Consider the following 19,250-nt stretch of genomic DNA (forward strand, 5'->3'; position numbering starts at 1 on the left):
TACACGCTGCTCGCCCGGACGATTTTTGTCCGCTGCTGCGGGGAGTCTCCGGATCGCGATGGAAGGTGTGTCGCTCAAAAGTCGCGCGATCGTGTTTGCGATGGGCGCGGGGGCGTTCGCCTTCATCCTTGCGCTGGTGGCGACGTCCAACGGTAAGATCGACGTGGACAATGTCTCGCGGGCGCTGATTCCAGCGCTTGTGTGCGCGGCGATGTGCTGGGCCGCGGCCGAGCGCGCGATCGCCTCGACCGCTTCCGCCATCGATGCCGCCATCGCGCGCCTGATTCGCGCCGCGCAGGGCGATCTACAGGGCGAGATCCCTGAGGAGATCGGGGAGAATGTGCCGCAGCTTGGGCACGCGATGAACGGCCTGTTCCAGCAGCTCGGTGCGAATCTGGAGAGCGTGCACCGGCTGGCGATGTTCGATCCCGTGACCTCACTGCCCAACCGCACCAACTTCCGCCGCACCTGCGAGCGCATTCTGAGCGACATGGCGCCAGGCGCGAGTGCCGCACTGTTCTTCATCGACCTGGATCGTTTCAAGTCGGTCAACGACACGATGGGTCACGCCATGGGAGACATGCTGCTCGGCATGGTCGCCAACCGGATCCGTGCCGTCGCCGACCGCGTGATGGCGGAGACGGGCGCGTCGCAGCCGCTGATCGGGCGACTCGCCGGTGACGAGTTCACCATGTTCTTTGCCGATATCGGCGATCCGGCCGAGGCGTCGCGGATCGGTCGCGGGGTGCTGTTCGCGCTGAGCGAGCCGTTCGACCTGGTCGGTACCGATGTCGAGATCGGCGCGTCGATCGGCATCGCGCTCCGCCCGCAGCATGGCGAGAACCTGACCGACCTGATGCGGGCGGCCGATGCCGCGATGTACCATGCCAAGGCGAACGGCCGTGGCCGGGCCGAGCATTTCACCGAGGCGCTGGCGACCGAGATTGCCGAGCGCGCGCAGCTCGAGCGGGACCTGCGCGAGGCGATCGAGCAGGACCAGTTCACCCTCGTCTTTCAGCCGCAGGTGGCAGTGTGGGGCGGGGAGATCATCGCGGCCGAGGCGTTGCTCCGCTGGCGCCATCCGCGCGACGGGATCAGGTTGCCGGGCACCTTCATCCAGCGTGCCGAGGAGACCGGCATGATCGTCGAGATCGGCGAATGGGTGATCGATACCGTGGCGGAAACAATCGCGCGCTGGGGACGGATGGGTATCGAGCAACGGCTGGCGATCAATATCAGCCCGCGCCAGCTCGACCATGCGAGTTTTTTCAGGCTGCTGCGCGAGGCAATGCGGGAGGCCGATGCGCCGGCGCGGCTGCTCGAACTGGAGATCACCGAGACTCTGGCAATGCAATGTAGCGAGGAGGTGATCGAGGCGATCGCGGAACTTCGTGCGGACGGGGCTAGCATTGCGATCGACGATTTCGGGACAGGTTACTCGAACCTGGCGAGGCTGCGCGACCTGCCGGTCGACCGGGTCAAGCTCGATCGCAGCCTGATCGAGCATATCGCCGACAATGCAGAGGCGCGGACCATCGTGCATGCGGTGGTCGGCCTGATTCACGGTGTCGGCTGCGAGGCGGTGGCCGAGGGGATCGAGACCCAGGCACAGGCCGATGTGATGCGCGTGATCGGTTGCGACGTGATCCAGGGCTATGCGATCGCGGCGCCGATGGATGAGGAGGCCTTCATCGCCTGGTCGCGTGGCGATGCCCGGCAGAAAGCTGTCGGCTGAGCTCTCCCCCACAGCCGCGATCCAACAAATTTCGAGAGCGAGAGCACTTCAGCTTTTTCGAGCGAAGTCGAGAAACATTGGCGGAGAGCGGCATGGCGGTTTCTCGACTTCGCTCGAAGCGACCGGCGAGGAAAGCGTGATCCACGCAATGTCGTCCTGTCCCAATGCGCAAAAAAGGGGCCGCTCCCGGGAAGGAAGCGGCCCCATTTCTGCTGGAGATATCAGAAGGAGATCTTGATCGTCCCGTGATAGCTCTGGTTGGTCACGTCCTTGCGGTCGAGGGTGGTGTTGGCGCCGACCGAAAGTTCGACATTCTTGCCGGCGGCGAAGGCGATGCCGCCGCTGATTTCGGCCCAGTCGCGGTCGGTGCCGGCCACGGCGAACAACGCGTTGGGGCCGACGCCGCCGACGAAGTTTGCCCCGATGAAGCCGGGCTGACGGCCGAAGTCATGTACCCAATAGCCGGAAAGGTAAGGCTTCACCGTCGTGCTGTTGCCATGCGCGGTAAGGCCGGCGCGGGTCTGTACGCTGTCCAGGCTGCCCGGCTTGTAGGTAAGGGCAGGGCCGCCGCCGGTTTCGTCGATCGTATCGAACATGATACGCGTGCCGCGGATCGAGACGCGCGGATCGAGCGCGATCGCGCTGCCGACGGGAACCGTGCCGCCGGCCCCGATCTCACCCGAAATGAGGAGCGACCGGTCCTTGCCGACGAGGCGGTAGTTGGTCCCGGCCAGGCTGACGTTGCGGACGGTGCGCGATTCGAACGCACCCGCGCTGAACGTCGCATCGAGGAACATGCCACCCGGCGTCTTGACCTTGCCGTACAGGGTGCCCTGGTACAGCTTGCTCTTCGCCTCCTGGCCGGCAAAGGTCGGCGTGCCATCGAGATCGGTATAGGCGAGCGAGAAGCCGATAAGACCGCGCGACCCGACTTCAGCTTCGAGGCCGGCAGCCACGAAGAAGCCGTTGAACTGGTCGCGTGTCACCGCCGGAATGGCCGTCGGCATCGTCTCGCTGTTACCATCGATGTACCCGCCGGCGACGAACGCGCTCATCGTCTCGGGAAGCTTGCCTTCCTGGGAGACCATGCCGCCACCGGCGTCGCTGCGCACTTCCTGCGTATTGGGCAGGCCGGACGAGGCGAGCGCGGCGATCTGGAACGGCTTGCCGATCATCGCGATGCTGCCGCCCAGGTTGCCGGGCTGGAGCGACGCCAGGCGATCGCGGTAGAAGCGCCCGGTATTGTCGATCGCCGCGGTGGCCAGTGCCCGGCGCGACGTCTCGGCACGGGGAGCGAGACCCTCGAGCGTCGAGCGTATCGTCGGGGCATTCTGCATGTCGAGGATGCCGTACAAGTCTCTCAGGCGATCATAGACGACGCGGTCCTGGTCGAGCAGCTTCGCATAGGCCTGCTGCACCGGCGTGTTGCCGACGACATTGGCATAGAGCCCGGCGTCGATGGTAACCGCCACCGACTGTGCCTGATAGGTGAGGCGCGGCGTCAGGATTGCGCTGATCGGCAGCGGCGTAGCAAACTTCGTGTTCCCGTCGATCGGCTTGTCGGTGGTCAGGAAGGTATAGCTGTCGCCTGCGCGGATCGTGTAGCCGGCCGCCGGGGCGAAGCTGACGAAGCCACCCAGGCTGGCGGTGCCGTTGGTCGGCACGTTGCCCGCGCCAAACGTCGTCGCCTTGACGACGATCTTATCCGATACGCCGTTCGCACCGAGGTTGATCGCCAGCAAGCTGCCCGAGGACAGAATGATGTTGCCCTCGAAGGTCAGCGTGCCCGTGGTCGTCGAGGTGCCGGGGGAAATGGTGCCGGCAACGTTGGTGAAGAACGGCGTGCGGATGGTGCCGCTGCCGCTGAGTCCGCCGGTCATCATGAAGAAATCGCCCGGCGTGCGCAGCAGGCCGTTGACGTTGATCGTGCCGGAGAACTGGTTGATGTCCATGAGGCTGGTCAGCGAGCCGGCCGAGGTAATGTCGAGCGCCGCCGCCCCGCGAATGGTGAAGCGATCGACCGTTACCGCGGTATCGAGCGTGGTGGTGCCCGCTGCCGACAGAGTCACGTCGAAATAGCGCGACATGACATTGTTCAGGCGATCGCCGTCGTTGTTGTTGGGCACGAAGTTGCTTGCGCCGGGCAGGCCGTTGGCCAGCGTCGCCGCAGGGAGCGTCGCCGCGGCGAGATCGAAGCTCTGCTGCGAGCCGCCGCCTGCCTGGTTCGTGGCACTGCCAGTGAGACCGGCGACCGTGGCGGTGCCGCGGTCGTTGCCGGTGCCACCCGCCGCATCCTGGCCGATCGGACGGACCACGACCTTCTCGGTGCCGGTCGCGACGTCGAGGCAGTCGCTGATTCCGCCGCTTTCGAAGCAGGCCTGGCCGAAGCCGGGCTGCGCGGCGGTGCCGGCGCCGGGAGTGCCGGGCACGCCGTTCACCAGCTGGCCGTTGGGACCGATGATCTGGTAGTTCGGGTCGAGATTGGTGACCCAGTGCGTGGCGTCGCTCCATTTGCCGTCGCCAGCCTTGGCCGAGACATAATGGTACGGATTGTTAGCGGCGACCCAGTCCCAATAGAGATAGAGCGGCTGGTAGAAGCTCGCCGTGCCGTAGCCGTTGGGCGCCTGGCCATCAAAGAAGCGGGTATAGCCGCCCGACAGAACGCCGATCACCACCTGCTTGGCAAAGGTCTTGTCGAGGATCAACGGGCCGCCGGAGTCACCGCTTGCAGTGATGCCTTCGTTGGGCAGGGCGTTGTCGCGCCATGCGTTGAAATCGAACGGGCTGGCCGCGCCGGTGCCGCGACGGGGATCGTCGAAATCGATCCAGTAGAGATTCTGGTGAAGGCCGTTGGGCTCACCGAACAGGAAGCTTTCGAACGTATCTAGCGACGCGAGCGCGCCGAGTGTGTTTTCGGCGATGCGGCGCCGGAAATCGATGCCGCCGGTCGATCCGCTGGTACCGGTGCCATTGTTGCCATAACCGTCGATCACGACATGATAACCGGTGCCGGCTGAGGTGATGGTCGTGGCAGGCAGGGCTGAGAAGAGCAGCGCCCAGGTCGGAATGTCCTTGGCCGGCGTGTCGAGCGAGGCGATCGCGACATCGGCATAGCGGAAACCGCCTGAATCAGGCTCGGTCGACAATGGGTTATAGCGGACCTGATTGACGTCATACATGAAGCGCGAGGTGTTGGTGGCGTAATTGGCCAGCCAGCCGCCGAACGCGCTGGCGCCTGCGACATTGTTGTTGCTGCCGAAACCGAAGCCGATCTCAAGTCCGCCAGAATTCTGGCCATAGGCGGTGGCAGGATTCTCGTTCACGCAGTGCGCGGCGAAGATGACGGTACGCGGATTGATCAGCGTGCCGGTGCACAGGCCGATCGTGCCGTCATGGTTGTCGGTGACCATCTGACCGACGCCTGTCACGTTGTTGGGGTCGCGTGCGGTGGTAGGTGTGCCGGGATTAGCGATGACGATCTGCGGCTCGAGATAATCGCTGACCGGCGCGGTGAGGCGCATGTCCTGTGCTTCGAGATACGCGTTGGTCGGTGCGCCCGAGCCACCATTCTGCGCGCTGAGATAAGCGTTGGTGGGGAGCTCCACATTGGAGGACTGAGCCTGGGCGGAGCCGGCGATGGCGATCGACATCGTAGCAGCTGTTGCAAGCAGAAGCCCGCGTTTGCGCGCGAACGAGACGCAGGAAGCAGTCTTATTCATTGATAATCCCCAAATTTTTTAAGGCGAGCCCGAATTCTTTCATTTTGATGAACGAAGGCTATCGCCAGTTTTGCCGCACCTCAAGCAGCGAAGGGGCCGGATCGGACTCGGACTGGTCAAAGCTCGATAATCGCAGACTAGTGTGGTTTATCTGCAACAATGCAAATCAAGCGTTACAAATCGGATAGGTTCGGTGCCAACTCGGGGTTTCGGCACTGGTAACGCCATCAACGGGCTCGTGTTATAAGAAGATGCCGCGTGGCGTGGGGCATCATGCCCACTCCCTTTTCGTTACGATAGCGGAATGATGATCTTGGTAGCATATGGACAAGCTGGTGATCATTCTAAAGCTCTCTTCCTTCCTTACTTCCCTGCCTCCCTCTGAGGGGTGCGACCGGAAGGTGAGGGGAATGAGACTCGAAATGCTGGAGGGCGCATGTTTTCCTTGCCCTTTTCGTTACGGGAGCCGTGGGCCCTTCCCTTTACCGGAAGAGAGAGTCGGCACGTCTGCGACATCGCCATATTCGACGCCCGTCAGGTCGGTGGCCAATTGCTCGAATATCTGAACGGCGGGTTTTTCACGCCTCTCCGCCGTTTGCGGCAGGCGCCAGGCGGATGTGAGTATTGCCCTAGTGGATCGTGATCGGGAGATCGCGTCCGACAGATGCGACGTTCCCGGCACGGTCGGCGGCGTAGATGCGGATCGTGTAATCGCCGGGAGGGATGTCCGCGGGGTTCCAGCCGACCTGTTCCGCGCGGCCTTCGCGCACCCTGTTGGTGACGACGTAGAGAAAGCGTGTCCGCTGGTCGCTATGAACCGCGTCGCCGCTGGCAGGGGCATAGGCAATCTTCGCGGCGTCGGGAGCGGTCGGCATGCGATCGAATTCGAGCGTGATGCGCGGTCGTTCGAAGCCGCGCACCGGTGTCCCGTCAGCCTTGATGATCTGAAAGCCCGCCTGGTACAGACCGAGGCGGCGGCGGGCGGCATTGTCGTCGACCTGGTCCCAGGCCTCGACGACGATGCTGACGACACCCCCGGCGGCGGGAACGACGAGGCGCTCCTTCTGCATCTCGGCCAGGCGTGTTCCCGCGCGGTCGAGGATATGCACGTCCTCGATACGTGGTACGACATGATCGCCGAAATTGGGGAAGTGCAGCAACAGCGCATTGACCTTCGCGCGGGGCGGTCCGAGTTCGAGATGGACATGGGCCATGCGGTTGATCGTGCCGAGAGGATCGCCGACCCGGAAGCGTGTACCGCGCTTGATCCTGACCCTGATGACCCGGCCTTCCGCGTTGCGGATAAGCTGGAAGCGTGCGGGATCCAGCGCCGCGCCGCTCGCGGTCCGGCCGACGCGCATGTGGATATAGGTCATCTGATCGATGCGCAGGCCTTCGGCGAGACCCTCGACGTCCCAATTGGGCATTGGATCGATCACCGTCTCGTCCGCAGACGCGAGCACCGGCTCTCCGACCGGGGCGCTGATATCGAGGCCGGCATGGAGGTGATCTCGGCTTTCGCCCTGATAATTGCCGCGGACCTCGCCCATATCGCCGACCACTTCGTGCCAGCCGAGTTGTGGCTTGAGCGGCCAGGGGAAGACCCCTGCGTGAATAATCTCCGGCAGGGGCGGCTCCGGAATGGCCGCCGCCGGGATGGCATCGGCACGGCGCGGACTGAGCTTGCGGATCGCATGGGCCGACGCATCGGCAATATACAGCGCGCCCGCCCGATCGATCGCCAGTCCGGCAGGACCGGTCAAGGGCAGTGCGGCGTTGCCGTCGATCGTCGAGCCCGACCCGGCGAGTACGCTCAGCCCGCCCGAGGGCGACAATTGCACGATGCGTCCGCGATCGAAGGAGGCGATGTAAAGGTAATCGTCCCAGGTCGGCACCAGGCTGGTGATCCCGTTCAGCAGGCCGGCGCCGTCGCCGGGATCGGTGTGGGCGAGCGTCGAGACGCGGCCGTCGGGCTCGATCTTCCGGATTGCGTCGTTGCCGGTGTCGGCGACGAGCACGGCACCGTGGCGGTCGATCGCGATCCCGGTCGGCGTATCGAACGCCGCCATCGGGCCCTGTCCATCCGCAAAGCCCGGGGCGTCCCGGCCAGCGAGGGTCCGCACCTGGCCATCGGCACTGATGAGGCGGATGCGATCATTGTAGCTGTCCGCGACATAGACATTGCCCTTGTCGTCGGCGGCAACGCCGATCGGGCCATTGAAACGCGCTTGCGCCGAAGGGCCGTCGCGATAGCCGGCCGTACCGTCTCCTGCGAGTATCGTCACGGCCCCGTCCGGACTGATCCGGCGGATCCTATTGGTGGCGGTGTCTGCGACGATGATGTTCCCCGCGCCATCAAGCGCGAGGCCGGACGGCGTGTCGAACGATCCCGGCAAGGTCGTAACGGTACCGTCGGGATCGATCTTCCGGATGTGGCCCGCTTCCGCAACATACAGCGCGCCCCGCGCATCGATCGCCACCGCGAACGGATCGTCGAAGCGTGCCTTTGTCGGCGCGCCATCGATATGCCCACGCTCGCCGTGGCCGGCCACGGTCGTCAGCGACGCCGGCCAGCCGAACCTCGTCGGCGTCGGCGCGAACCAGCCGAGCGTCGCCGCTAGCCAAACCCCGCCTGCCGTCACCGCGAGAAAGATCAGGGCCAGGGCAATGGCGCGTGTTGGGGGAGATTTGCTCAGCATCGGAAAAGCCCTCTAGCAGCAATTCACGGGGCAATCTCAACCGGAACATCAGCCCCGCGAAATGGACGGCTCGCCATGGATCGGAGGCGGAATCCCGACTTCAAGCATGTCCCGCCGCAAGCGGCACAGTAACGCGGGGCCGTGATTCGGAGTCGAGATGTTCTCAATGAAAGTCGGGCCGGGACGAGTGTCCAAGCGCGCCAACCATGTCTAAGGGATAGCCGTACCTTCCCCGAAAGCGTGCGATGCGCTTTACGACACGCCCCAGTGTCGCTCATTCGAGTCCGAGCATGTCCGATCACCTCAAGATCCTGCTTCAACATGTGTTGCCCAAGCGACACCTGACCGAATTCGCCGGCCGGGTCGCAGGCGCGCGAGGAAGCTCCTTGACGCTCCCGCTGATCCGCTGGTTCGTTCGCAGATACGGCGTCGATATGAGCGAGGCAGAGAATCCGGACATAGCAAGCTATGCCAGCTTCAATGCATTCTTCACGCGGCCGCTCAAGGCCGGTGCGCGCCCGCTGGCAGCAGCCGATTTCGTCTGCCCTGCAGATGGCGCGATCAGTCAGTTCGGCGCCATCGATGACGAGCACATCCTGCAGGCCAAGGGTCGTCACTTTACTGTCACTGAGCTGGTCGGCGGCGACGCCGCACTGGCGGCCCGGTTTCGCCGCGGCAGCTTTGCCAATCTGTATCTGTCGCCGAGGGATTACCACCGCCTGCACATGCCTTGTGATGGCAGGCTCGTCCGCATGATCTACGTGCCGGGCGCGCTGTTCTCGGTGAACCCGACGACGGCACGCGGCGTGCCGAACCTGTTCGCGCGCAACGAGCGCGTGGTGTGTGTGTTCGAGTCGCCTGAATATGGCCCGTTCGTCATGGTGCTGGTCGGTGCGACCATCGTCGGCAGCATTGCCACGGTCTGGCACGGCGTGGTCAACCCGAAACGCACCGGCAAGGTTTCCGAATGGGCCTATGCCGATCAGGACATCGTGCTGAAAAAGGGCGTGGAAATGGGGCGCTTCCTTCTCGGCTCGACGATCGTGATGTTGTTTGGGCGGGATGTCATCGCCTTCAACGCAGACTGGGCGCCCGAACGGCCGGTGCGCATGGGCGACATGATGGGCAACCGTCCGGGCTGAGCATTTTCCCGTACCGCGTGGCGTGACATCGTGGAGAAGCCGCACTTCCGGGGGCTTTGGGAGAGAGAGGCGCAATCGAAGCGGTGCATCTCCGGCTCGAAATGCTCTATGTCACCTGCGATGACAAAGCTTCTCCTGGCGGGCGCGACGGGCATGGTGGGCACAGCGGCGCTGGCGCTGTTGCTGGAGGACCCGCGTGTGACTCTGGTCGTGGCGCCGACGCGGCGGCCGCTTCTGCCGCATGCGAAGCTGCTGAATCCGATGGCGACGAGCGAGGATCTGCCGCTTGATGCCGACTGGTGGGCGGTCGACAGCGCCATCTCCGCACTGGGCACGACGCGGGCGAACGCCGGATCGGCCGCGGCGTATCGGGCCATCGATTATGACTATGCGCTCGCCATCGCGACTCAGGTCCGCAAGGGCGGCGCGACCTGCTTTGCCCTGACCTCGTCCATGGGGGGCGATGCGCGGTCGTGGTTTCGCTATCCCCGTACCAAGGGCGAACTCGAGGACGCGATCGATCGCCTCGGTTTCCCATCACTGACAATCGTACGCCCGGGTTTTCTGGGCGGGGAGCGCAGCGAGCACAGGCCGATGGAGAAGGCCATCGGGCGGCTGTTGGACATTGCTGCGCCGATCCTTCCTGCTGGCGCCCGCACCAGCCCCGCATCGACCGTTGCGGCCCTGCTGGTCGACGCGGCGCTACAGGGGAGTGTGGGCAGGCACGTCGTCAGCTCCAGAGAGATCGCGCTGGCCGCCGAACGGGCGTTGAACGGGGCAGCGTGATGCTGTTGCGAAACAGGCCGAGTTCCACTTGGCCGTCCCGGGTGAATACATCGCCCCGGTCCGTGGAATAGGGCCCCTCAACATCGAGTATGCGGATGATAACCACGATCCGCAGCATACCGGCGCGGGCAGCGGTAACGGCTTTTCGCCGAATAGCAGCCGAAGAGCCCGCGATGAGCGCCCAATCGCTGTCGGACTGCCGCTATTTCGCATAGCGGCTGAGTGATTCGGTCTCTATTGCGGCGGTGCAGCATCGACCGTTTCGCTGCCTGCAGACCCAGGGGGCCGCTTTGAACAGCGTTGACACCGCGGCGAAACGTAATCGGACAATCGATAGCTTCCGCGGCGTCGCGATTCTCGTAGTGATGATCTTTCACTACGGGGTGATTGGACTGAAATGGGATGCCGCGGGGCTTGCCGGGTACGGCAAATATGGTGTCCAGCTCTTCTTTATCATCTCCGGCCTGGTCATTACGATGACTGCGTTGAGGGCGAGAAGCCCAGTGGAATTCGCGGCGCGGCGTTTTGCCCGAATCTATCCGACCTTTCTCATCTGCGTCACAATCACCTTTGCGGTGACGAGGATCCATAACCCGCTCGGGACGGGGAAGAGCTTCGCCGACTATCTCGCCTCGTTGACCCTGGCTGCGGACCGGATCGGCTTCCGCTATATCGACGGGGCCTATTGGTCGTTGTTCGTCGAGGCACTGTTCTACGGCGTCGTCGCCGTGTCGATGGCGGTGTTCGGCCGACGATTCTGGGTGGGTGTGCTTGTCCTGCTGGTCGGTGGGGCTTTTCTGCGGCTGGCCAGCAAGGCGATCGGCGTGCTGTTGATTGCGGATTATTCGAGCTTCTTCCTGCTCGGCATGGCCGTCTGGTACGCGTCCCGCGAAAAGGACCATCGTGCGGCGCTGTGCCTGTTGGGCGGCGCGGTCGCCACTTATGCCATGGGGCAGCAGGCCCATCTGCAATGGCCCGCACTCATCCCGGGTGCGGCGCTGATCGCGTTGCTGCTGCTCGACCGCGACTGGACGGTCGGGCCATTGGCGTGGATCGGGCGGATCTCCTACCCACTCTATCTGCTCCACCAGGTGCTCGGGCTCATCCTGATTGCCGATCTGTTACGGCTTGGCTTGCCCAAGGCGGTAGCGGTCGTCGGCACGTGCTGCGCGATGATCGGTCTGGCATGGCTGGCGCATATCTTCATCGAGGAGCCGTCGCAGCGCTTCGTCATGCGCTGGTGGCGCCTGCGCCGGCCCCATGCCGATGACGCGGCGATCGCGGCGGCCTGAGCCGTGAGTGGTCCGGACGAGAATGGGTTGCGGTAGCGTTGGAGGGGTTTGGGCCGATCCGCGACAAATCGCGGAAACCATTGGTCGGGGAAAGAGGATTCGAACCTCCGGCCCCTGCCTCCCGAAGGCAGTGCTCTACCAGGCTGAGCTATTCCCCGACCAGGGATGCCGCGCTATCGAGTGCGGCAAGGCGACGGCCCTTAGCCGAGGGAATCGCGGGCATCAACCCGCATTCGACAGCGACAATAAAAGAGCCGGGAGGAGCGGGCGATTCAGCCGCGCGCGCCCAGCATTTCGGCGATGCTGGTGAATTTCTCCCGCGGGGCGCCGTTGCGGGCGCGGGCGATTTCGGCCGCCTCGATCTTCTGCCAGTCGCGGAAGGTGACGACATCCACCTTGCGATCACCGAGCAGCGAATCGAGTCCGGCGCGGCCGGCCTTGCCACTGGCATCCATGAGGTCGGCGGCGATGTGCTCGGCGATGAGGAAGCCGTCCGGCCGGTTGGTGCCGATCGTGCCGGTCGGCCCGCGCCGGGCCCAGCCGACCGCGTAGAGGCCGGGGCCGATCCGTCCGTCGGTGTTGGCGAAGCGGCCGAGCTTTTCGTCATAGGGCACGCCGTCGATGGGCGGGGTGCGATAGCCGATGCAGCTGACCACCAGGCTGGCGGGGATGACATAGGTCTCACCGGTGCCCAGGGCGCGGCCTTCGGCGTCGATCGCAGTGCGCTCGACAATGACGCGCTCCGCCTTGCCGTCTCCTTCGACGCGAACGGGCATGGCGTAGAAGTCGAAATCAACGTCGATCTGCCTGCGGTCGGTGCGTGTCGCGAACTCGCGCAGATGGGCGACCGACTTGCGCTGGCCGGGGTCTAGGTCGGCGTCTTCCTCGACCGGGGGCAGATCCGCCGGGTCGACATGCGGCACGGCGCGCTCGAGATGGCCAAGCTCGCCGAGCTCCTTGGGGGTCATGGCGATCTGGTGCGGGCCACGTCGGGCTAGGATCGTGATGCGGTCGTGAGTCGCGGTGCCGAGATGGTCGAGCGCATGGCCGACGATGTCCGAGCCGGCGAATTCGCTTTCGGCCTTGGCGAGGATGCGGGCGACGTCGAGCGCGACATTGCCTGCGCCGACCACCACGGCGCCGGGGCCGTGCAGGGGCGGGTTGAGGCCGGCGAAATCGGGATGGCCGTTATACCAGCCGACAAAGGCGGCCGAGCCGACCACGCCGGGCAGATCATCGCCCGGCACGCCGAGCGGCTTGTCGGCGGGGGCGCCGGTGGCGAGGACGACGGCGTCGTAGAGATCCCCCAACTCCGCGATGGTGACGTCGCGACCGACGCTGACATTGCCGACGAAGCGGACGTTATCGGTGAGCGCGACGGTTTCGTAGCGGCGCGAGACGCCCTTGATCGATTGATGGTCTGGCGCGACGCCGGTGCGGATCAGGCCGTAAGGGACGGGCAGGCGATCGATGATGTCGACGCGGACCGCGTCGCCGAAGGTCTTCTGGCAGGCCTCAGCGGTGTAATAGCCCGCCGGTCCGGAACCGATGATCGCGATGTGACGCAAGGACGCTCTCCTGTCTTTCGCCTGATGCTAGCGGACGGGAGCGGCAGGGCAAGCCGCCATGCGATGCCCCGAGGAGGGGCGTCGGGGAAAGAGCCCGCCTCCGCACCCGGTTCGATCGTTACCCTCGCAACAGGCGCGGTTGAATCGAACAGGTGCGGAGCGGTGCCGGGGCCGCGCTCAGGCGCGGCGTTTGGCGCGCCAGGCCTTCACGGCGTCCATGGTGCCGGTGACATGGCCGGCGGGGCTCATTTCGGAATGGACGAAGATGATCTTGCCGTCGGGCGCGATGACATAGGAGGTGCGGTTGGTCATGACCCGCTCTCCCTTGCCGATATGAACGTCATACCCTGTGATCGTCGCCGGCTTGGCCACGCCGACCGGGAAGGCATCGCGGCATTCGACCTTCGAGAAATCGGCGAGCTTGTCGATCGGGTCGGCCGACAGGCCGATCAGGGTCGCGCCGTTCTTCTTGAACTCGGACGCGGCGAGGGCGAATTCATGCGCCTCGATCGTGCAGCCCTTGGTGAAGGCGGCGGGGAAGAAATAAAGGACAACCGGGCCTTTGCGCAGGGCCGACTTCAGCGCGAAGTTGAACTGCTTGCCCCCGAGCGCCGCCTGGGTGGTGAAATCGGGCGCCCTGGCCCCGACCTTGAGCGCCGCGGTGGCGGGAGCGGCGGCGAGCAGCGTGACGGCAAGAGCGAGGGCAACGGATTTCATCGAAGGACTCCAGCTGGGGAAGTAGCCCCATCGTAGCGACCCGGCGCGATGCTGGACAGGCCCCTTCGCGCCCAACCGGACGCGAAGGGGAGAGCCCGTCATTCACACTTGAACGTGACGCTCTGGCCGCAGGGCTGGCCGGTGGGGGCCAGCTTCGTGTTCAGCACCCAGCCGACATTGTCGTTCTCGTCGGCGATTTCCCACCACAGGCCGTTCTTGTTGCCGGTGGGATAGATCACCGAGCCGGCCGGCAGGGTGCGGATCACCTTGCCGCCCGCGGCGGCCGTGGCGCGCATCGCGACCGGGGCCTGTGCGGTATAGGTCTTGGCCGGCGCTGCCTGCGCGGTGCCCGCGTCGCCCGGCGTGACCAGGCCGAGCTCGTTGACCATCTTCGCATAGGCCTGGATGAAGGCGAGCGTCACGATCCGGCCGATATCGGTATTGTCATAGCCGCCGCCGACGATGCCGCCGCCGAGGCCGCCGGCGAAACCGCCGCCGCCGCCGCCGAAGGACAGGCTGTTCTTGGCCGCATAGCCGTCAGTCGTCGAAATCGTTTCGGTCGTGCGCACGTTGGTGAGCGAGAGGACGGTGTTCGCCTCCATCTTGCGCGAGCTGATGCCGCCGAGGATGCCGCCCACGCCGCCGCCGATGAGGCCGCCGATGCCGGCGCCGACACCGCTGCCGCTCGAATTCCGGTTGGCTGCCTGGACCTCGGCGATCAGCACGTAATCTGCCGCCTTGATCTGGCCCTGGCCGACGTTCGACCGGCGCTGCAGCCCGAGGCCGCCGCCGATGTCGCGCTCGCGCTGGGCGGCGCTGAGGCCGGATCCGCGATCGACCAGGTTGAAGCAGCCCGAGCGCTGCACCAGAACCTTCAGCAGCTTCTGCGGGGCGGCCAGCTGGAACTGGGTCCAGCCCGAGGGATCGTCGCCGTCCATCACCGAGACGGTGCCGAGCTTGCGCGTGCAGCGTGGCACGTCCGTCATCATCTGTTCCTGGGTGCGCTGCGTCTTGGACGCCCGCGCCTGACCGCCGCCGGCAAAGGCCGGGGTTCCCGTTGCCACCAGGGCAACAGCAGCGACACCGATCATCAAAATACGCATGTACTTTCTCCCCAAGCGCCGTGTTGCAAAAGGCGCGACTTCAATTCCGCTCCGAATATCCGGATTACGGCGATCCTCCACGAAAATGCCCGACCAGCGACCTCGCCGGCATTCGGACGCGCTTCTATCAAAGGCCTGCCCGGCGCGGTAGGCGATTTTGCGACACGGTGAAGATAGGTGCGACGGAAAGGCGACGGCCGGTCGACAGCCACGACGAAACGCCCGCGGGGCGCCCGTATCGCGCGACCCCCTTCGCATCGGGCGTCGCGCCTGCTAACGCGCGTCCGATCATGTCGACCGACCTTTCCCGAATCCGCAACTTTTCGATCATCGCCCATATCGACCATGGCAAGTCGACCCTGGCCGATCGCCTGATCCAGCTCACGGGCGGCCTTTCCGACCGTGAGATGTCCGAGCAGGTGCTCGACAATATGGATATCGAGCGCGAGCGCGGCATCACCATCAAGGCGCAGACCGTGCGCCTGCGCTACAAGGCGAAGGACGGGCTCGATTACGAGCTGAACCTGATGGACACGCCTGGCCATGTCGACTTCGCCTATGAGGTGAGCCGCAGCCTGGCTGCGTGCGAGGGCGCGTTGCTCGTCGTCGATGCGGCGCAGGGCGTCGAGGCGCAGACGCTGGCGAACGTCTATCAGTCGATCGAGCATGACCATGAGATCGTGCCGGTCATCAACAAGATCGACCTGCCCGCCGCCGATGCCGAGAAGGTGAAGGCCGAGATCGAGGAAGTGATCGGCCTGGACGCGTCCAACGCCGTGCTGACATCGGCCAAGTCGGGCATCGGCATCGCCGACGTGCTGGAGGCGGTGGTGACCCGCATTCCGCCGCCCAAGGGCGATATCGACGCGCCGCTGAAAGCGATGCTGATCGACAGCTGGTACGACCCCTATCTGGGCGTCGTCATCCTGATCCGCGTGATGGCCGGCGTCCTGAAAAAGGGCCAGCAGATCAAGTTCATGCAGACCGGCACGCTGCATCTGGTCGACCGGGTCGGCTGTTTCCGCCCGAAGATCGAGCAGCTGAACGAGCTTGCCGTGGGCGAGATCGGCTTCATCACCGCGCAGATCAAGGAAGTGGCGCAGACCCGCGTCGGCGACACCATCACCGATGCGAAGCGCCCGGCCGACGAGCCGCTGCCCGGCTTCAAGGAAGTGCAGCCGGTGGTGTTCTGCGGGCTGTTCCCGGTCGATGCCAACGACTTCGAGAAACTGCGCGAGAGCATTTCCAAGCTGCGGCTGAACGATGCGAGCTTCAGCTTCGAGATGGAGACCAGCGCCGCGCTCGGCTTCGGCTTCCGCTGCGGGTTCCTGGGGCTGCTTCACCTGGAGATCATCCAGGAGCGGCTGACCCGCGAATATGACCTGGACCTCATCACCACCGCGCCGTCGGTGGTCTATCAGATCGAGCTGGCGCACGGCGCCGGCCATATCGAGCTGCACAATCCGGCGGACATGCCCGACCCAAGCCGCATCGCGAGCATCGCGGAGCCGTGGATCGAGGCGGTGATCTATGTGCCCGACGAATATCTCGGTTCCATCCTGAAGCTGTGCCAGGACCGGCGCGGCATCCAGAAGAACCTGACCTATGTCGGCGGCCGCGCGCAGGCGACGTACGAACTGCCGCTCAACGAAGTGGTGTTCGATTTCTACGACCGGCTGAAGAGCATCAGCCGCGGCTATGCCAGCTTCGACTATCACCAGATCGGCTATCGCGAGGGCGACCTGGTCAAGATGAGCATCCTGGTGAACAACGAGCCGGTCGATGCGCTGAGCATGATCGTGCACCGCGGCACCGCCGAGGCGCGCGGGCGCGGCATGTGCGAGCGGCTGAAGGACCTGATCCCGCGGCACCTGTTCAAGATCCCGATCCAGGCCGCGATCGGCGGCAAGGTGATCGCCCGCGAGACGATCGCGGCGCTGCGCAAGGACGTGACGGCGAAATGTTACGGCGGCGACGCCAGCCGCAAGCGCAAGCTGCTCGACAAGCAGAAAGAGGGCAAGAAGCGGATGCGGGAATATGGCTCTGTGAGCATTCCGCAGGAGGCGTTTATTGCGGCTTTGCGCATGGGGGATGACGCGTAGAATCGCTGCGCGTGCGCGTGCGCGTGCGCGTGCGCGTGCGCGTGCGCCGGTGTCGTGGCGCCGGCGGCGGATAAGGGCGTTCCCGGGCGCCGAGGATAGCCGGCAGCGCGACTTATGCGAATATTGCGAGTTTCGCGCGGAATCGACGCCGATTTCGCCGCCGCGCGACCGCGCGCGATAATCAAGCGATGCGCGGTTGGATCGGGCGGACAATATAGCGCGCGACTTCGTGTTGGCGATGGCGCGGAGCTGAGAGGAAGCGGCCAATATTCGTCGATTTATGCGAGGCACCCACGAGGGGGACAGAATCGAGCGCTTCTTGGGGCTTGTGCGGGAATTTGGGCAGGAGGCCGGATGCGGGGAGTCCGGGGACTTGAACGAGGGGGCTTCGACGGCGCTGCGGTACTGCAGCGCTATTGCCAGTTTACTTGCCGAATTACGCGAGGGGTATCGGATTTTCATCGCACTTTTCTTGTGGCACGCCGTGAGTGCTTTGCGGCCTACACAAGCGGATGGATCGGGGATCAGATGCAAGAATGAAGAGCGCGTTGCGCCGGCGTCGCCTGATCGCGGGACGCGAGTGTGGCCCTCTGCTGGGTCGTTTGACGCGCCGGGCCGATCGGCAAAGAGGATCTGGCGGCGCATCGCGCGGGCATAGCGGGCGCGGGGCGCGGGTTGAATCGGGGGTTTTTCAGAATGTCATGAAGGTTGCTGACACTTTTGATATTGGCAGAGGTGGGTAATTATAGTGCGACTTCAACATCATGCTCGCCAGATGCTAGACAAGCGGATGCGGGGATAAGAGTCGGTGTCGATCTTGCAAGTGGCGTCTGTTGCACCGTTGATGATGGGACCCGATGGCTGGGACTGGGGAGGGCGCGGCAATCGCCACTTGGGTGATCCTAATCAAGAAGTGGTAAAAAGCGGGCATTGGCTGGATGGGGCGATGAAGTCGGCTTAGCGCCCAGTTCCCGTCATTAGGCGTTCGCTTGGTATTGCCCGAGAACAGTCGTTCCAGCGCACGGCTGTCTATGCACTGGATCGAAGGTTTGTATCGATTGGCGCGGTGGCCGCTACTTGCATCGCCAGGAGTTTGATACCATCCGATGACTTGCGCAGACCCGTCGACGACGCCGGCTGCTGTGGGCAATGAGGGATCTTGCGCGACGGGTTCAAGCCGATAAGCTTCGCGAGAATAACGGGGGATGGATAGATATGCCTCATTGCACCGAGTGTGGAAATGAACTTCGTGGCTCCGAAAAGTTCTGTGGTGAGTGTGGCACACCTCAGGCGTCTAATGGGATAGCTGTGCCGGGGAGAGGAAGGGGTTCCGAGCAGGGAAATGTTGAAACACTGATGGGAATGGCCCGAACGGCTGAGCTCGGAACTAACAACGCGGAGGCGCTAGAATACTACAACCGTGTGCTGGAGATCGATCCGACGATTACCGAGGCTTGGCTCGGCAAGGGCAGGTCCGCATCCTGGCAGTCCACATTGGCCAACTTCAGGGTTTCGGAGGGGTTGATTGCCTTCCAGCACGCGATCGCCAACGCTGGCGAGGAACGTGGCGCAGTGGTCGACGGCGCCGTTGAAGAAATAAACAAGATAATTTCAGCTCTATATCGAATGTCGCGCAACCACATGGAGGAATATGCCTCCCTCGATCAAACATGGGCGAGCTATATCAACCAGGTCGCTCAGATGCTGGATGCGCTTGAACAAGCCAGAAATTGGGATCCCCGCAATAGAACCGTTCTCGAAAACATCGTTCACCTAGCGAAGGACAATATAGAAGGGTATAAATATTGGGATAACATCCACAATGTTTCTGGACTGCACAGCATATCGCCGCAGTACGAGGAGGCACTACGTGCGATGATGGATCAGGCCGTCGCGAGCCTGTGCCAGATAGATGACGCCTATCAGGCGCCCACCATCGAAAAGAAACAAGCTGGAGCGTGCTTCGTCATTACAGCTGCAATGGGTGATGCATCTCACCCTGACGTTGGGGTCCTCAGGAGGTTTCGAGACGAGTGGTTGTTGAAGCGGCCTGTGGGGCGGCTCGCTACCTCGTGGTACTACCGCCTGGGCCCGACCCTAGCGGCCCGCATCGGAAGGTCCGCGCTTCGTAAGCGCATCGTTGAGCTGCACCCGGTTTCGTGGACACCGAGATAAGGTGTTTTTGGAACCGGAGGGTGACGATGCAACGACGGAAGTTCAGCCGGGAGTTCAAGCTCGAGGCGGTGAAGCTGGTATTGGAGCGTGGCGTTTCGGCATCGCAGGCAGCGCGCGATCTGGATGTGCATGCGAACGTGCTGCGCAAGTGGATCCGCGAAGCGGAAGGCGACCCTGGATCGGCGTTTCCCGGCCACGGCAACATGAGGCCA

The 19,250-nt window shown here is 64.1% G+C and carries 12 protein-coding genes, 1 tRNA gene and 1 pseudogene; 8 read left to right on the forward strand and 6 right to left on the reverse strand.

Annotation, left to right across the window (positions count from 1 at the left end; all coding sequences use genetic code 11):
- Nucleotides 1-58 precede the first annotated feature (58 nt).
- A complete protein-coding gene (locus AC1DT7_RS08620) occupies nucleotides 59-1,735 on the forward strand; it encodes a putative bifunctional diguanylate cyclase/phosphodiesterase (protein ID WP_478035514.1) in 1,677 nt (558 codons plus the stop codon).
- A 221-nt stretch (nucleotides 1,736-1,956) separates the two neighbouring features.
- On the opposite strand, the gene AC1DT7_RS08625 is transcribed toward AC1DT7_RS08620, so the two are convergent.
- Nucleotides 1,957-5,454: an autotransporter domain-containing protein gene (locus AC1DT7_RS08625; RefSeq protein WP_478035515.1), complete on the reverse strand. Its 3,498-nt coding sequence runs from the start codon at nucleotides 5,452-5,454 to the stop codon at nucleotides 1,957-1,959.
- 629 nt (nucleotides 5,455-6,083) lie between these two features.
- Nucleotides 6,084-8,153, reverse strand: a complete 2,070-nt coding sequence (locus AC1DT7_RS08630; protein WP_478035516.1) for a hypothetical protein — start codon at nucleotides 8,151-8,153, stop codon at nucleotides 6,084-6,086.
- A gap of 290 nt (nucleotides 8,154-8,443) precedes the next feature.
- On the opposite strand from AC1DT7_RS08630, the gene asd reads away from it, so the two are divergent.
- The 3 genes from asd to AC1DT7_RS08645 all read left to right on the forward strand — a co-directional run bounded on the left by asd (nucleotide 8,444) and on the right by AC1DT7_RS08645 (nucleotide 11,373).
- On the forward strand, nucleotides 8,444-9,295 hold the full coding sequence (gene asd / locus AC1DT7_RS08635; RefSeq protein WP_478035517.1) for an archaetidylserine decarboxylase: 852 nt from the start codon (nucleotides 8,444-8,446) through the stop codon (nucleotides 9,293-9,295).
- Nucleotides 9,296-9,415: 120 nt separating this feature from the next.
- Nucleotides 9,416-10,081, forward strand: coding sequence for a Rossmann-fold NAD(P)-binding domain-containing protein (locus AC1DT7_RS08640; protein WP_478035518.1), 666 nt, complete (start codon nucleotides 9,416-9,418; stop codon nucleotides 10,079-10,081).
- A 245-nt stretch (nucleotides 10,082-10,326) separates the two neighbouring features.
- Nucleotides 10,327-11,373 (forward strand): acyltransferase family protein, encoded by a 1,047-nt coding sequence (locus AC1DT7_RS08645; RefSeq protein ID WP_478035519.1) that lies wholly within the window; start codon nucleotides 10,327-10,329, stop codon nucleotides 11,371-11,373.
- Between the two features lie 81 nt (nucleotides 11,374-11,454).
- On the opposite strand, the gene AC1DT7_RS08650 is transcribed toward AC1DT7_RS08645, so the two are convergent.
- The 4 genes from AC1DT7_RS08650 to AC1DT7_RS08665 all read right to left on the reverse strand — a co-directional run bounded on the left by AC1DT7_RS08650 (nucleotide 11,455) and on the right by AC1DT7_RS08665 (nucleotide 14,761).
- Nucleotides 11,455-11,531: transfer RNA gene (locus AC1DT7_RS08650), tRNA-Pro, on the reverse strand.
- A gap of 114 nt (nucleotides 11,532-11,645) precedes the next feature.
- Nucleotides 11,646-12,941, reverse strand: coding sequence for an FAD-dependent oxidoreductase (locus AC1DT7_RS08655; protein WP_478035520.1), 1,296 nt, complete (start codon nucleotides 12,939-12,941; stop codon nucleotides 11,646-11,648).
- Nucleotides 12,942-13,118: 177 nt separating this feature from the next.
- Nucleotides 13,119-13,658 carry a peroxiredoxin gene (locus AC1DT7_RS08660; RefSeq protein WP_478035521.1) on the reverse strand — a complete coding sequence of 180 codons (540 nt, stop codon included), beginning with the start codon at nucleotides 13,656-13,658 and terminating at the stop codon, nucleotides 13,119-13,121.
- Between the two features lie 98 nt (nucleotides 13,659-13,756).
- Nucleotides 13,757-14,761 carry a CsgG/HfaB family protein gene (locus AC1DT7_RS08665; RefSeq protein ID WP_478035522.1) on the reverse strand — a complete coding sequence of 335 codons (1,005 nt, stop codon included), beginning with the start codon at nucleotides 14,759-14,761 and terminating at the stop codon, nucleotides 13,757-13,759.
- A 290-nt stretch (nucleotides 14,762-15,051) separates the two neighbouring features.
- Between AC1DT7_RS08665 and lepA the strand changes: the two genes are divergently transcribed.
- The 4 genes and pseudogenes from lepA to AC1DT7_RS08685 all read left to right on the forward strand — a co-directional run.
- The gene (gene lepA / locus AC1DT7_RS08670; protein WP_478035523.1) at nucleotides 15,052-16,863 is read left to right on the forward strand and encodes a translation elongation factor 4; all 1,812 of its coding nucleotides are present in this window, start codon (nucleotides 15,052-15,054) and stop codon (nucleotides 16,861-16,863) included.
- A gap of 1,215 nt (nucleotides 16,864-18,078) precedes the next feature.
- A pseudogene (locus AC1DT7_RS08675) lies at nucleotides 18,079-18,144 on the forward strand (zinc-ribbon domain-containing protein); the annotation flags it as partial.
- 75 nt (nucleotides 18,145-18,219) lie between these two features.
- Complete coding sequence (locus tag AC1DT7_RS08680; RefSeq protein ID WP_478035541.1) at nucleotides 18,220-19,038, forward strand: CFI-box-CTERM domain-containing protein; 819 nt, start codon at nucleotides 18,220-18,222, stop codon at nucleotides 19,036-19,038.
- 26 nt (nucleotides 19,039-19,064) lie between these two features.
- On the forward strand, nucleotides 19,065-19,250 hold a 186-nt coding region (locus AC1DT7_RS08685; RefSeq protein ID WP_478035524.1), incomplete at its 3' end, for a transposase.

The organism is Sphingomonas sp. P3_C6, from assembly GCF_056402595.1.